Source organism: Roseibium sp. (genome assembly GCF_025698965.1).
In the GTDB taxonomy this organism is placed as follows: domain Bacteria; phylum Pseudomonadota; class Alphaproteobacteria; order Rhizobiales; family Stappiaceae; genus Roseibium.
The window spans coordinates 1-13,972 of sequence record NZ_JAILWL010000124.1; the positions used below are offsets into that span (position 1 = coordinate 1).

The window sequence follows — 13,972 nt, forward strand, 5'->3', positions numbered from 1 at the left end:
CAGTCTGCGGCCTGCTGTCGTTCCGCCGCGTTCCACCCGGATCGATCATCAAGCCCCTGCGGCCCGTGAGATAGGTATAGGCCGGTGTATCGACACCAACCTCATAAGGCAGGCCGTCGGAGCCAATTGGCCAGGTCTTGGTGGAACAGGAATAGTTCTGGAAGAAATTGGCGACAGAGGCAGGTTGAAGCGCAGAGCCGCTCTGCACTGCGTAGCGGTTTGCGGTAGCCGAGAATACAGCCGCAGGGCTTATACTGCTCAAAGCTTCTGGAAGCCAGGCCAGACTCGGCTCGCCGAAAACGACCGGCAAGGATATACGCGCCGAGCCAACCCGCAGTCCTCCAAAACAAATGCCGCTCATGACGCACAAACCGAAAGCGTGATGGTGTCCTTCTTTGCACGAGCATAAACATTCACATCGGAGATACCGAAGAAGCTGACACTATTACCGGCATCACCGAAGAACGCATTTTCAACGTTGGTGTCAGCGGCGGGTTGCGCAGTCGCGGCAATCGCATAAAAGCTGCCTGTGCTTTGCGTAGCAGCGGTGACATTGGCAGAAGCCGTTGCAATTTCCGTCCACTCCTGGTCGCTGATCGCGACCGAACCTTGAGTTGTCATTGTATTCTCCTGAAAGAGTTATCGAGCCATAAGCTTTGTGAGCACGGCCCAGATTTCCGCGCGCCAGGCGTAAACGCCATACGCCGCCGCCAGCAGGCCAGCGCCGACCTTCCAGAGCGCCGCGCCAAGCATGCCTGCACCGGCAATCCTGAGCTTGGTTCTTGTGAATTCCGATAGCGTGGGAGAAGCTGCCGCGAAGGCCTCCTCCATCGTGTCCTGCCGTTGAGCCAACGCAGCTATCTGAAGCTCCAACGCATGCAGGGCCTTTGTCTGTTCATCCAGCCGTTCATGAACACGTCTCCGGCTTTCTGACGCGTTGTCCTGATCCCTTGTCTGATTTTGCCGGATCTCCTGCAGCTGCGCGGATATCGCAGCAAATATGTCAGCCTGCCCGCTCAATATCCGCCCCCTTCGTCGTCACACTTCGCAACTGCCTCGGTTTCCAGAACCAGCCCCAACGATTGCGCCAGTTCCGGCGAAACATGGTCCGCGTCATCTTCCGTCCATTGGAACTTTTTCAGGAAGGCGCAAAGATCGGTTTCTGGATCCGGCTCCGGGACGGGCTCGAGCCTTTCCAGCGAGGCGCAACCGGTCACGAAGCTCACGATCAGAAAGCCGAGAAACCCGGTTTTCAGCATCATTCACAGTCCTATTGAATTCGAGGGAAATTTGACTGCGCTCATCACGTCGCATCAGGCGCTCATGGCGCAGGTCTTTGAGAAGCCCTAGCAGAAACTCTACCAGGACCCCTCCAAGCATCGACAGCAATGCTTCCATGATTACGCCGGAGACGTTTCCGGATCGCCGACAAGACCATCGCCGTTCAGGTCGACGTTGAGCCGCGCCTCAATCATGACGACGAGCTTGTCTTGAGTGATCCCGAAATGTTTCAGGGCACCGGGAATGTGCTCCATCGCGTATTGCGCAGCAATGGCGACCAGTTCGTTTTTGACGTCGATCTGCGGATTGATATCGAACCGCTCACCTACTTTCGAAGCACCATAGCCAATCGCCCGTTCAAGGGCCTGGTCGACGGCCATGCGGTGCTTGGCATCCAACTCCAGGCCGATGAGCCGCATCACTTTGGTGAGCACAAATCCGCCAATACCAACCACGACAGGCACCACGAGAGGCATAACCAGATCGAGGACAGGCGAAAGGTCGATCAGAGTATCAATGGCAGGTGCGGCAACAGCTGGAGCCGAGGCAAAAAGCGCCATGGTCAGGCAGGCCAAAGCGCCCGCCGCTAATGCGAAGAGTTTCATAGTGATCTCCAGTTTTGGGAGGAAGAGGAAAGACGGCTTTCGAAACGTCCGGGCCGTCCGGCCGGAACTTTGTTCAGCGCGTCGCGCCGAAACCTGCCTGCGCAACGTTGTCCGCACGAAGCGCCGGGAAATGTTTGACGGGAAAAGTCTCCGGCCAACGGAACGCGATAAACTTGGCGAGCGGGAAACTTGAAATCGTGACAGCATTCTGCTGATTGCCGCCCATCAGATAGACGCGCTGCCGTCTTTTGTCGTAGCCGACAACAATGCCGACATGACCGGCCCGTGAGCTCCAACGGATCACGCCGATAGCACCGACGATAGGATCGCGGACATCGACACCAAAAGTTTTCCAGGCTTGCGCCCAGAACGGATTTGCAGGAACTGCCTCGTCGGGAAGCGTTTTCACAATGCAGGTTTCAACAGCATCACCGCACCAGGGCAGCTTCGCCGGATTTCCGAGAAACTTGCCCGCCCGCAGCCAACGCGACAAAGCGGAGTTATTGCGGACCTCATGCAGACCCATGCGCCGGTTCATTTCAGCAAGCCAGGGCGGCATGGTCTGCTTAGGCTGATCCGCCACGCTCACACGGTCAGAAGACGCAGCCGGGGCAAATCGCAACTGCTCAACTGTCCGACTGTCAGCCACCCCGTTAGCCTTTAGTCCCCTTTCCCTTTGAAAGCTTTTCAGAGCATTGGTCGTTCTGCGACCAATGTCGCCGTCAACATCCAGCTTGGCACCGTGGACGTTCAGTCTGGTTTGCAGCCACTCGTTAAACGTCAATCTGCTCATTCCACCCTCCTGAATTTGAGCATGAAAAAACCCGCCACATGGGCGGGTCTGTTATTCGGGAACTCCCTGGCGCTTATTCAGCCGCCACTGCGAGTAGTTCCGGATTTTCTGAAGGAGCTTTCATGACGTCATCGCAGAACGTGACAACGTTCTTATCGACAACGCCCCAACGATGTTCCTTGACCAGCTTGGAGAGCAGCACATGGTCGTTGTCTTCCAGCACTAGGACACCATCGGCTGCCTCGAGCTGGTCGAGAATGCGCATGTGCCGGCGCATCTGCGCCAGATCCATTCCTCCCTGCGGCGATACCTTCGCAACGTTTTCGACTACATCAGCATAGTCCAGGTGAACTCCCAATTCACGGGTCATCTGGGAAGCCTCTTCGCCGGTAATCCGTCCTGCCTTCAGATCGTCTTGAAGCGTAACTACGTCAACACCAACGCGCTTGAGTTCGATGTATTTCATCTTCTGTCCTTTCAAGTGACAACAGTTACCCGTGCGGGCGAGACCTCTCCCCACGCCCTGAAGCTCGAATTTCAATATTGAAGTCAGTTCAGCCAGTAGCTTTCGGCTGTGTAGTCGTCAGGGTATTCGCTTTGCCCCTGCAGCGCGAAGAACGATTGCCAGATCGGCTGGCGATGCGCCGTCGCGGCGGCGAGGATCTGCATCCATTCCAAAGCAGTAACCTGTACCGGTCCTGTGTCGGTTACAATATCGAAAATCTGGTCCGATACCCCGAGTGCGATGGCCGCCTGCGCCCCGGCAGAAACCTCGTCCCATCCCTTGCGGTCACGGGCCGTAGTGCCGATCCGGTGGACGCCTCGGTCATCACCGAAATCAAAGTCGAACCCCTCGGCGAGCCTGCGGTCCCGCTCAACTGCGATATGAGTAGCCGAAACCTCCTCGCCAAGAGGATCGACAATTGCCCCAACCGCAGACGAGAGTGTTTCGATTGCCCGCTGATGATGCTGCGCGACCGCGATGAGAGGAACGGTCAAACGCTCATATTGAATACCATCGGCGACGGGACTTTCCAGCGCAGTCGTCTCTAGGTAATCCTCTTCGACTTCCGTCCCATCCTCACTGATGACCAGACGTTTCTTTGCTTCTGTCTTGTGTGTTTTCCAATGAACGAAAGCCGGGTCGAGCAACGCAAGTTCCTCGGCGGCAAGACCCCAATGAATGAAAGCCGGATCATCGCCGGAGGCGAGAGATTTATAGGAGAACGGCCGTGCTGCCATAACAAAGGCAAGCATCTTGTCAGCTGCAGCACCGGAGACTTCCGATTTCAGTGCCATAGTCGATGTGGAGCGTTTCAGATTGCCACCGGAATCAACATAGACGTTGGCACTGCTTGCCGTTGTGTTATTGTAGATACCGGAAACTTGTAGTGTTCCCGCCAAGTAGTTTTTTGTGCTGCCGGCGACATAGACGCCCCATGCATTGGTAATATTGGACGTCGTTGCATAACCGCCATTAAGCACATATGCGTTGGTGATCGAGCCGCCATCCAGATCAATATGAGCGCTATATGCCACTGCGGTTGAGATCACCCCACCGTCTATTTCAACTTCGGAATAGACACCACGAGCATTTGGCGTTGTCCCAGCTTGATTTAGAAATCGTGAATAAACACCGTACCCGGTGGAAACGGTTCCCAAACCTGACGGGTTCGCGACCGTTGAAAAGTAACCTCCATAAAGACCGGAAACACTCCCCCCAGAGTTATCCGTCCTGGCATCCCCGACAATTGCCCGCAAATTCGTAATTTGTCCCGCGCTATGGGCCGCCGAAACAGTTGCCTGGATCGAATAGGCGGCATCGCTGTCCCCGAAGACATCCAAATCGGAAATGAGGCCATAGACACGGTGCTCGTCATCGATGTCACCTCCTGTCGAAGTCGAGTCGACATCGAGTCGGAGAGCTACATGAGAGCGGTCGCCGGTAAGTGCGGAATCCCCACTGACATTGTAATCGATATTGGCTGCATAAAAGGTTGCATCCGGATCACTGTCCGTGGCGGTGACGTTGAAACCATAACTCGTCGAATGCGTAAACTGCGCTCGAGACCCGAAAATCTTCTCCGATACAGTAATTTCACCGGTATCACGGTTCACAACCAAGGCGTCACCGTAAGCTAAACCATCAGCGGACCGTTGCAGCCGCCAATTGTCATCGCCTATGGTTCCCGAGCGCCACCGCTCCGCCCCGTTGGTTTTGAGAACCGACATTGCATTGTTGGCGACAGCGCTTTTGTCCAGCGTGACTGTCTTGTCATCACCGGATACCGAGAGAATGCCGGAATAGGTGTCGAGCAGAGACTGGACACGATTGGCAAGGTAGATCGTGGATTGCCGGGTCAGAGACAGTCGCAGGATCACATAAGACTGCGCTGCAGCCGTCGATGCGGCATAATTTCGATCAAGCGTGATCGAACTGTCGTCATTGACCACCGTCACTTCATAAAACGGTCCCTCAAGCGACAGTGCAAACAGATCTCCTTCGATAATCGCGTTTTGCCAAAACGTCGATGCACCGGCGACCGTGTCAGAACCATTGGTTACGGTCACGAGGCCCGTCGTGTAACTGGTCATCAAATTGTCCTTTGAGGAAAGTCAGAGAGTGTTGGCAAAGCCGAGCAACACGACGCGATAGGAGGCAATGCCGACCTCGACCGTTGAATTGTTCGACAGAAACTGGCGCCCGTGGATGGTCAACTTGCTGTCGGCCACAGTGCAATAGAGCTGGTACAGTCCAATGAAGCCGTTCGAAGCGCCAAGGTCCATGACCGGTAAACCGCTGCCTCCGAATGAGAACCAATTCGACGTGAAGTAGCCATTCGCATCGAACTTGGCGCTACCAGCTGCAAAAGTCGCCCTGGTGTCGATATTTGAAGCTGCGACCGTCGTCAGGTTCCAGGCTTGTGTTTGGTTCCCGGTCGAGCGCGCAGGGAACGTCAAAGTTCCGGTATAGGCTCCGAAGGTAAGTAGCATCCCGTTCGCCGCATCGAAGTTGCCGAACTTCGCTTGCGTGCTTGTTATGATGGTGCTCACGACACCGTCACCCTGGCAGTGACACAATCCGTATCGATGCCACCGCCTTCAGAAGCAACGTTGTTTCGCTGAATTGGCCCTTTGGTCCCATAGGGGGAAGAGATCAACTTTTGCCCGTCAAACGTGATCGCGAAAGCCCGGAACGCGAGACTTTCGTTTGCCAGTGTCGGCCCCATCGGGAAATAGACCTTGTCGCCGCTGCCAAACTCAGAGAAATGCGCATCCTTGGAATCGAACTTCCCTTTGATTGTCACTTCATCTGCTGTCATCCGGATCAAGCCCGATCCACTCGGCGGGTTCACCTCACCGGACAAGGCCACGTTGGTCACATAAACCGTGTATTTCAGGTCAAACCGCAGCACATGGCCGATAGCGAGGTTGTAGTATGTTGTCGCAACGACATGTGTGTCATTGGCATAGATAAGTGTCAGCCCTGCTTGACCGTTCCCGCTGACAGCACCGCCCTCATACCAGTTTGTTGGGCTCTGCCGCCAATTCGGAAAGGCAAGATTTGCCGGAACGCGCGACCAGAACCCGCCATTGTAGTCGTAGATGTCATGGGCAACCGGGAACACCAGCGGCGTATACCCGAGACCATGGGCAAAGAGGTTTGTCGTGGCGTGATAGGCCCATGCGGCAGCTACAGGCGCAGGCGTTGCCACCTCTCCGGAGACTACCTGCACTGCTTCCACATAAGGCAGATCCGAATGAAAAATCACCCGGTCCATATGATTGAGCGGATCGTCTTCCACACTGTCGGACTGGCTGCCGGTGTAAATGGCAACGATGTCCTTGATCCCATCAGCAACAAAAGTCATTCGATTGTTATCCTCTTGTTGTCCAGATCGACGACAAACTTCCCGTCAGAACTCTGCATCTTGCCCGCCGTGACTGTTCCAAGATTGGCTGTAATCGAACTTAAGGTGTCTGCGGTGATTGAAACCGCGACCAGGTCGTTGACGTAAAGCGTGCCATTTTCAAAGACGAAAGGTGCGACTGCCGTATCGGTGTCATCCGGATCGACGACATAGAGCCGGTCAGCAGCTATGCCGAAGTCAATCTGTCCCGTGCCGTCTGCCTTCTGCAGACCGGTCACCGTGAAGCCGCCGACCGCCCCGCCCGCAGAGACCGAAAGAACGTATTGAGCTTCAAGACCGTTGACCGAGGTAATCAGCTCCGTAACCGAAGCCGTGTTGCCGCCGACAGTCGTGCTCAATGCTGTGATGGCGGTCGCGAGCGCCTCTTCGCCTTCAGCCTGCGCCTGCTCAATCCTGATTATGGATGCATAAGCGCTTGCCAGACCTGCTCTGGTGTCCTCCTGCTCCAGAACGCTTAGCAGAAGATTTTCCGACGCCAGTTCAAGTTGCTGCAAAACAGAATTACCGGCCTCACCTCCGAGCGAAGGGTCAAGCAGGCTGTCACGAATAGCACGTGGAAGCGTCGACGCTGCATCCAAATCAGACAGCAAATCTGCCGCAGGAATGGTTCCACGAACATCGTCGTAAATCGCCCGAGCGGATGGCACTGTCGCTCCATCCGGCAAGCGGATCTCGTCAGGAGCTGCAGCAACGGCCTCAACCTTGAACGGTCCCGGCTGTTCACCAATAGCCTGCATGCGAACCCAGAGCGCGTCCCTGAGCACTGGAAACGACGTGTCGGGCAAACTGCCCTCATAGGCCGTTGTCCACGTTTCCTGATCATAGGAGATCTGGATAACGAACGAACTCGCTCCGCTGCCTGCAAGCGCGGCAACATTCAGAAAACTTTCGGTGACACTGATGTCGCGGGTAACCGTCATGCTGACGATGACAGGCACGCCAGACGAGGGCGGCAGCAACGTTCCGACCGGATAGCCCGGAACCGTCAACCCGTCATCGGCAAGATAGACAGACGGATCGTCCCGAACCACTTCCAGGCGAACGCGTTTCCCCTCGGGCACCATGCCGAGCACGATGGCATTGAATGCGAAATCCACCCCCTCACCCAGAAGATAAACCGGAGCCTCCCCGCCATTATCTTCCAGATGCGGCGCAAGCGCCCCGAATGCAGCCTCTGCAGCGCTATAATCCGCACTATCGAGCGTGACGGTCGATGACCCTGCCGTCCAGGTAATTTTGCACGGCCCCCATTCCTCGCCGTTCTTTTGGCGGAAACGGATATAGGTGTTGGCCGGATCGGTTTCCGGCTCCCGGTCAAGCGTGACGTTTAGACCGCTATACGCTCGAACAACACCAGACCTGCCCCATGTCTGCGGCATGTCGGATTGAAGGCGGATCAGGTCACCGCGCATGACCAGTCGGCCCTCAAGTTCCGTCCGGAAGGTTGCTTTCTCGCGGCGGAAATAGTTGTCCGCCGCAAGGTGAATGCCTTCCTGCCAAGCCTGATCGCGGCTTGTCGGACCTTGCATGCGAACCCGTGCGGGCGCTTCAGAGCTGGATTGCGCAATCGTGCAGCGGACCTCCTCCAGCGTCCAGCTGGAAGCGTCCATATACTCAACAATCACGTCATCGGCGCTGTCGGTCTCATGAAGGTCGTAATCGACCTCTAGTGACCCGCGTACGATGTTGCGGTCGGTGAAAACCTGACTTGGCAAGCTGCGTTGTTCGTCGCGCACCATGGAAATCTGGTCGCCAACAAAGCGGACGCTTGCCCTGCCCGCTCCCAGAACGGTATTGATCGCATCGAACCGCGTCACACGTGTGTCGAAGATGCCGTCGAACGTATCGCCGCGCGACGTCCACAGCGTGTCATAGGTCATGAAGGTCGAGAAATCGATCTTGCTATCCAGCTGGCCAGCGCCGTAGACGCTGTTACGCGCGATATCGACAGCCGCCCAGGTAATGGAACGGGTTTCCTCCTCAACCCATGCCGAGCCATTCCAGACCGGCAGGATACGGCACTGAACAAGCTTGAAGTCTTGCGAGGACTGCGAGGTCAGCTGATCGTTCACCTTGACCTTGACAGCCATGGTCGACAGATCCGCAAAGCTCTGCGGCCCGTTCAGATAGGCGCGAAGGCCGTTCCATTCCAGACGATCAAGTGTCTGGTCACCATCGGTCCAGGAATTCAACCGGTCGGCTTTGACTTCATAGCGTCCTGCTGGCACGTCGACGGGATAAGAAAACCGCTGCGGCGTCGGTGTCGTGAGCGTCAGGGTCTTGTTGACAAGCGTTTGCCAGGAACCGACCGCCGCTCCAAGATCGTCGATTTCCCGATACTGGAAATGAAACTGGACTGTCGCCGATTGCTTGCCGCCATCGTCCCGCAGGCGGTAAAGGCCCTCCGGCAGCAAAATATCGACTGCAAGTTTCTGCGCGGTTTCTCCCGAAGGCACGGCGGCATAAGGACCAACCGTATTGCCCTGCTCTAACAGCTGACTGCCGACTTCCGAGGAGGTTTCCACCTGCACCGGAAACAAATCAATCTGCTCACCCGGATCGTAGAACGCAATTTCAACGTCATCGATCGCACCGGTATAGCCGCCGTCATAGGTCCAGATGACCGTCTCACCGATCCGCACGTCCTTCGGCGCAGACCGGCCAAGACCACGACCGAACAGCAGAAATAGATATTGGTCGTTGCCTTCGAATTCCTGATACGGATCGGAGACATAATCGGGCACCATGATGTGCTCACCGAATTGCACCGGGATCGTCTGGTAAAGCCGCGCCTGATTGCCTGACGGATTGGCAGTATAGGTCGGTGATGCCGCCAAATCGGCATTTGCAACGGAGGCTGGCTTCGGAGCCAGCAGCGTGTTGATCAGGATGCCGCCACCGGCAAGGATCGCCGCCCCGGCAAGCCCGGCCACCAGTCCGGTTGAACTGGCACCGAGCGCGCCCGCCACAAGCCCCCCAGCCCATGGCGCGAACGCGGAAAGCGCAATGAGAGCGACAATGCCAAGAACTGACTTGCTGTCATCGCCGCCGCGCGGCACGACAACGGCCTCGACCAGATCGGACGGAGCCGGAACCAGGTCCCAACCTTCGCGCAATACTGGCTCGCCGTTGACGGTCACATAAAAGGCAACAGATCTGGACGGACCATGCGCGTCGACAATCTCGCGCAGAGACGCACCCATAACGGACGGCAGGCGCAGCGGCGTACACGGCGGCAGCGGCCCGTCAGCCTGGATCATTTTTTCTGGTGAAACGTGATGCATCGCCAGGACGCAAGCCTCAATCTTGGAATGGTTTCGAAAGCAACACCGACGCCCGGAGTTGCGTGAAGAACGCCGCCGCCATCCAGATCCAGATAGCAGCCGACATGAATGGGAACCTCTTGCCGCCCCATCAGGACGGCACAGCCATTGACCGGCTCGGGGATTTCGATCCAGCGCGAGCGTTCCGCATGCCCGCCCAAAGCCTTGGCGCGAGCGCTCAACGTCACGCTGTCTGGTACGAAATCAGGAAGTCCAGCGAGGCCAAGGATTTCCTGCACAGCGCAAAACGCACCCCAACAATGGAAACCGGGCGCTCTGTTTTCCGGGTCGTATGGCGAACCGATCAGTCGGGAGAGCCGCCCCACCTGATCAGCGGTTAAATCAGTCATGTTCGCCCTTACGTGGAAAGCGTCGGGTAGGTCTCTTTGTCGTAGATTTTGCTGAACAACCGATCCGACCAGTTGCCCGGTCGCGCCGTCGCGGTTGCGCGTGTTGAGGTCACCTTGACCTTGCGCAGCTCAATCCCATCGACACTTTGCTGCGGGCCAGACTGCCCGACGACATATTCCCGCCAAGTGACATAGACTGGCGAGCGGACGCGGACGGCTTCCTGCAAGTGCTCATGCACATCTGATGAAACATTATCGACCCAGAATTTGACTTCAGGAACGGTCGACTCTTCGTCCGAGGGCGGCGTCAACCCGAAAGGCATTGCGGCGAATGTCACGACTTCGCCAGGGTTCATGACCGCATCGGCCTCGAGCAGGAGATCATGATCCGCACCGTCTGCCACAAAGCGCAGGGCAATCGGCGATCCCTCTTCCAGAAACGCCGGATGCCGCAATTCGATGGTTTCCAGGATGATATCGCCCTCGCAGGAGGCATAAGCTTCGCGAATGGCTTCACTGTGGGTCGTCATAGCTCCACCTCAAGACGCATGGAAACCGCGAGTGCGCGCCCGCGCGGCGCAGTCGTGAATTTTTCGGTGCCGGAAAGTTTCACGGTCTTTAACTCCATCTGAAGCCCGTTCCAGACATTCATGGTGAACCGCAGCGTTCCCATGACCAGATCGTCCTCAACGAAGTTGTCAAAGGCTGCAAACTCTGTGTCCGACATACGGATCGTCTGTTCGACAATCCGATACTGGACGGTGCCGCGAGCACGGTCACGCGTATTCCCGGCCTCAAACTCCGTCACATCAGGAGCAATGAAAGGCCGGGAAACACGAACCGAACTGCGCAGCGGACTATTCGGCACAGTTGCAGGCCAGCTTGGAAGTGCCATTCAATTACCCCGAAAGTGCGTTTGCGCGGTTGAGTGCGAAGCGGTTACTGATGGCCTTGGCGGTCTGGCTGGTGCCGTCCGTGATGCGCGACGCAAGACCGCGATCCACCTCACGAATGAGAACATCTGTTTCAAGACCACCGCTCGAGCTTTGACGCTGCTGCGTTTCGACTTCCATCCCAGGTGGCGCATAGATGTTGATCACGGGCGCCTGTGAAGCTGCAGCCGGGACTGCAGACGGTTGCGCCGCAAGCGAGGCAAGGCTGCTGATCGTCTGTGCCGCGTTCTTTTGCATGGCCATCGTCAACACCCGCTCACCGTCTTCTGCGATGATTGGACGCTCACCGGGCTTGATAAAACCGCCATTGTGACGACGCTCGGCATTTGCAAACAGGGACATCGGCACTTGGCGGGTGCGGCCACCCGGACCGATCTTGCCGCCATCGTGATAGATGCCGGCAGTCGCTGTCATGACAGCCGAAGACGCACTGCCTCTGCCCGTCAGCAAGCCGAGGAGCGAACTGAAAATCGAACTACCACCACCGGAAAAGCCTCCGGTGATTTGCCCAAGAAACCCGCGCAGCTGCATGTTGGCAAAGTCACGGGCCAGCTGCAGGGCAAGTCGTTTCATGATATCGCCGAAGGACTCTGCCTGCTCGCCCGCCGCAAACATGGCATCGGTCAAGCCATCGCTGACCCGGTCACTGACCTCCGTCATGGTTTCGCCGAAAGACTTTCCTGCCCGCTCTGCAAGCGTCACCTGCGCCGCCAAGGCGTCGGCACCAAGCCCGCTTTGCGCCAACTCCTGCAGGCGTTCCAGCGCCACGGCAGTATCTTCCGCCGCTCCCAGATATTCCCGCATGGCTTGTACGCGAGCTGCGTTGGCCGCAGCCTCACCATTGCCGCCCGACGCCCGGTCAAAGACCCCATCGCCCTGCAGCTCGGCAATCCGCTGCAACCGCTTTTGCAATTCCGCTGCCGGTGTTGCACTGGCTTTCAGGAGCGATTGAACTTCGCGCAACAACTTGGCTTCCGCCTGTCGCCCTGTCTTGCCGGTTTTCTTGATGGCCGAGGCATAGGCTTCCTCCGCCTGGACACGGGCACGAGACGCCTCCTCTGCCGTCAATTGTCCAAGTTTTTCAAGCCGATTGATTTCCTCAAGCGATTTCTTGCGTTTTTCGGCCACCGTCAGAATGCGCTTTTGCCATGCCTCCGCAGCCGTTCTGTCGGCTTCAGTCACACTTTCTGTAAAGGTGTCTTTGACGACTGGGTCAAATTCGAAGTCCGGTCTGTATCCTGATCGCTTATCAAGAACCGCTTGAATTCTCTTCAAATCTTTATCGAAACGAGCAATGTCATCCCGCGCCGTTTTGATTTGCGGATCAAACCGGGGATCGGACCGTTTTTCAAGATCCCGCAGCCGCTCGAGAGCTTCTGCCCTCCTGTTCAACAAAGTAATGTATTTTTCTTGTACCAGCCCTGTCTGCTGATCCTCTACATCACGTGTCAGGTCCACCAGAGAACTAAGCCCTGCAATTGATGTTGCAAGGAAGTAACTCAACCTCTCCGCAGCCGGTGCAACGTCCAGCAAAGCGCGCTTTAAATTGCGATCAACTGTTTGGTAAGCTCGGGTCAGCTCGCTATCGAGATCCTCGGCACGGCTCACCACCTCCTGATCGAAAATCAGACCAAGTTCCCTCGACTCTTCTATTATGCTTTGAACGTTGTCCGATCCACGGTCTATCAGCTCAACGAAGCGCTCTCCCGCAGTCCCACCAAACAACTCATCTGAAATCCGTATCTGAGCGGCGCGGTCGAATTTCTCCAACCGGCCAATAATCTCGACCAAAAGGCCAGACGGGTCTTGCAGCTTATCTCGTAACTCTTCAGCACCAAATCCAAGCCGTTGGAAAGCCTCGGTAGCGGGCCCGCCACCGGTGAAAATGAACTCATCTGCTCGAAGGTTGAGTTCCTTAAATCCATCTGTGAGAGCGTCAATTGAAATACGGTTCCTCTCCGCAACGATTTGCAGCTCCTGAAAAGGCTCGACATCGACCCCCGCGCGCCTGGCCGCATCCCCTACTTCTGCAATGGACCTCGCAGCATCCCGCGAAGAAGAAACCACCTTTGCCAGCCCCAACGTAATAGCACCAATTCCAACAGCGGCAGCTACACCCGCCGGGCCCATTGCCCGCAAACCAGCACCAGCCGCCCCCAAATTGCTCGATAAATTGACCGCGCTGCTACTCAGCTCCGAAACGGCGGCATCTACAGCCTTGAGGCTTTTCCTGGCCGGTCTGCTGGAACGCTGAATTCGGCTCAGAGCCTGCTCACCTTCGCGACCGAATTTCTTCAACTCACGCTCTACAATCTTGCCGTCGAGGACAGCAAGACGCACACCGACTTGAGGCGTTCTAGTCGTCATTCTCGGTTTCCCCGTCCTTGGCAAGTGCACGCCCCTGCAAGAGACCGTGCTCATAGGCTGCGAAACAGCTCATCAGAAGTGCAATGTCGTGATCTGATCCGGTGATGCGGGACCGCGCCTCGTTTAAGTCAAGGCCGGTTGCTTCACCGGAAAAGGCATGAATCCGCCGCACACCGGGCTGGCTGGCGATCTTGACCGACAACCGCCCTTCTGGTGTTTTGGGCTTGTTCTTTTCAACCGGGCACTTGCGACCGCATCTGAGGCCGGTCTTTCGACAATTGGCGCAGTACTCTAAGCCGCCCCGCCCAATCCATTCGGCGAGGCGGCGGACCCGTTTCCCTCAATGGCCTCCACGTAGATCCGCGCGT

The 13,972-nt window shown here is 56.7% G+C and carries 16 protein-coding genes; all 16 read right to left on the reverse strand.

Features of this window, described 5'->3' with window-relative positions; genetic code table 11:
* On the reverse strand, positions 1-361 hold a 361-nt coding region (locus K5905_RS12075; protein ID WP_297584082.1), incomplete at its 3' end, for a hypothetical protein.
* Entirely contained in the window at positions 358-621 is a 264-nt protein-coding gene (locus K5905_RS12080; RefSeq protein ID WP_297584085.1) for a hypothetical protein, read from the reverse strand. The genes K5905_RS12080 and K5905_RS12075, both read right to left, overlap by 4 nt.
* Before the next feature lie 18 nt (positions 622-639).
* Complete coding sequence (locus K5905_RS12085; protein WP_297584087.1) at positions 640-1,020, reverse strand: hypothetical protein; 381 nt, start codon at positions 1,018-1,020, stop codon at positions 640-642.
* On the reverse strand, positions 1,017-1,262 hold the full coding sequence (locus K5905_RS12090; RefSeq protein ID WP_297584089.1) for a hypothetical protein: 246 nt from the start codon (positions 1,260-1,262) through the stop codon (positions 1,017-1,019). The genes K5905_RS12085 and K5905_RS12090 overlap by 4 nt, the downstream gene beginning before the upstream one ends.
* A gap of 138 nt (positions 1,263-1,400) precedes the next feature.
* Positions 1,401-1,886: a hypothetical protein gene (locus K5905_RS12095; protein ID WP_297584091.1), complete on the reverse strand. Its 486-nt coding sequence runs from the start codon at positions 1,884-1,886 to the stop codon at positions 1,401-1,403.
* Positions 1,887-1,959: 73 nt separating this feature from the next.
* Positions 1,960-2,679: a TIGR02594 family protein gene (locus K5905_RS12100; RefSeq protein WP_297584093.1), complete on the reverse strand. Its 720-nt coding sequence runs from the start codon at positions 2,677-2,679 to the stop codon at positions 1,960-1,962.
* Between the two features lie 73 nt (positions 2,680-2,752).
* Positions 2,753-3,145: a hypothetical protein gene (locus K5905_RS12105; RefSeq protein ID WP_297584096.1), complete on the reverse strand. Its 393-nt coding sequence runs from the start codon at positions 3,143-3,145 to the stop codon at positions 2,753-2,755.
* A gap of 83 nt (positions 3,146-3,228) precedes the next feature.
* Positions 3,229-5,274 carry a hypothetical protein gene (locus K5905_RS12110; RefSeq protein ID WP_297584097.1) on the reverse strand — a complete coding sequence of 682 codons (2,046 nt, stop codon included), beginning with the start codon at positions 5,272-5,274 and terminating at the stop codon, positions 3,229-3,231.
* Between the two features lie 21 nt (positions 5,275-5,295).
* A complete protein-coding gene (locus K5905_RS12115) occupies positions 5,296-5,733 on the reverse strand; it encodes a hypothetical protein (protein ID WP_297584099.1) in 438 nt (145 codons plus the stop codon).
* Complete coding sequence (locus tag K5905_RS12120; protein WP_297584102.1) at positions 5,730-6,551, reverse strand: hypothetical protein; 822 nt, start codon at positions 6,549-6,551, stop codon at positions 5,730-5,732. The genes K5905_RS12115 and K5905_RS12120 overlap by 4 nt, the downstream gene beginning before the upstream one ends.
* Positions 6,548-9,871, reverse strand: coding sequence for a host specificity factor TipJ family phage tail protein (locus tag K5905_RS12125; protein ID WP_297584104.1), 3,324 nt, complete (start codon positions 9,869-9,871; stop codon positions 6,548-6,550). The genes K5905_RS12120 and K5905_RS12125 overlap by 4 nt, the downstream gene beginning before the upstream one ends.
* A complete protein-coding gene (locus K5905_RS12130; RefSeq protein WP_297584106.1) occupies positions 9,868-10,284 on the reverse strand; it encodes a hypothetical protein in 417 nt (138 codons plus the stop codon). Before K5905_RS12130 ends, K5905_RS12125 begins: the two co-directional genes overlap by 4 nt.
* A gap of 8 nt (positions 10,285-10,292) precedes the next feature.
* Positions 10,293-10,814: a DUF1833 family protein gene (locus K5905_RS12135; protein WP_297584108.1), complete on the reverse strand. Its 522-nt coding sequence runs from the start codon at positions 10,812-10,814 to the stop codon at positions 10,293-10,295.
* Complete coding sequence (locus tag K5905_RS12140) at positions 10,811-11,179, reverse strand: hypothetical protein (protein ID WP_297584110.1); 369 nt, start codon at positions 11,177-11,179, stop codon at positions 10,811-10,813. Before K5905_RS12140 ends, K5905_RS12135 begins: the two co-directional genes overlap by 4 nt.
* 4 nt (positions 11,180-11,183) lie before the next feature.
* Entirely contained in the window at positions 11,184-13,604 is a 2,421-nt protein-coding gene (locus tag K5905_RS12145) for a hypothetical protein (protein ID WP_297584112.1), read from the reverse strand.
* Complete coding sequence (locus K5905_RS12150) at positions 13,594-13,806, reverse strand: hypothetical protein (RefSeq protein WP_297584114.1); 213 nt, start codon at positions 13,804-13,806, stop codon at positions 13,594-13,596. The genes K5905_RS12145 and K5905_RS12150 overlap by 11 nt, the downstream gene beginning before the upstream one ends.
* Positions 13,807-13,972: the final 166 nt, after the last annotated feature.

Excerpts from the sequence above, each read along its gene's own strand:
- K5905_RS12125 (WP_297584104.1), bottom strand. The coding sequence starts at position 9,871 with ATGATCCAGGCTGACGGGCCGCTGCCGCCGTGTACGCCGCTGCGCCTG.
- K5905_RS12100 (WP_297584093.1), bottom strand. The coding sequence starts at position 2,679 with ATGAGCAGATTGACGTTTAACGAGTGGCTGCAAACCAGACTGAACGTC.
- K5905_RS12130 (WP_297584106.1), bottom strand. The coding sequence starts at position 10,284 with ATGACTGATTTAACCGCTGATCAGGTGGGGCGGCTCTCCCGACTGATC.
- K5905_RS12110 (WP_297584097.1), bottom strand. The coding sequence starts at position 5,274 with ATGACCAGTTACACGACGGGCCTCGTGACCGTAACCAATGGTTCTGAC.
- K5905_RS12090 (WP_297584089.1), bottom strand. The coding sequence starts at position 1,262 with ATGATGCTGAAAACCGGGTTTCTCGGCTTTCTGATCGTGAGCTTCGTG.
- K5905_RS12135 (WP_297584108.1), bottom strand. The coding sequence starts at position 10,814 with ATGACGACCCACAGTGAAGCCATTCGCGAAGCTTATGCCTCCTGCGAG.
- K5905_RS12140 (WP_297584110.1), bottom strand. The coding sequence starts at position 11,179 with ATGGCACTTCCAAGCTGGCCTGCAACTGTGCCGAATAGTCCGCTGCGC.
- K5905_RS12120 (WP_297584102.1), bottom strand. The coding sequence starts at position 6,551 with ATGACTTTTGTTGCTGATGGGATCAAGGACATCGTTGCCATTTACACC.
- K5905_RS12145 (WP_297584112.1), bottom strand. The coding sequence starts at position 13,604 with ATGACGACTAGAACGCCTCAAGTCGGTGTGCGTCTTGCTGTCCTCGAC.
- K5905_RS12080 (WP_297584085.1), bottom strand. The coding sequence starts at position 621 with ATGACAACTCAAGGTTCGGTCGCGATCAGCGACCAGGAGTGGACGGAA.
- K5905_RS12105 (WP_297584096.1), bottom strand. The coding sequence starts at position 3,145 with ATGAAATACATCGAACTCAAGCGCGTTGGTGTTGACGTAGTTACGCTT.
- K5905_RS12095 (WP_297584091.1), bottom strand. The coding sequence starts at position 1,886 with ATGAAACTCTTCGCATTAGCGGCGGGCGCTTTGGCCTGCCTGACCATG.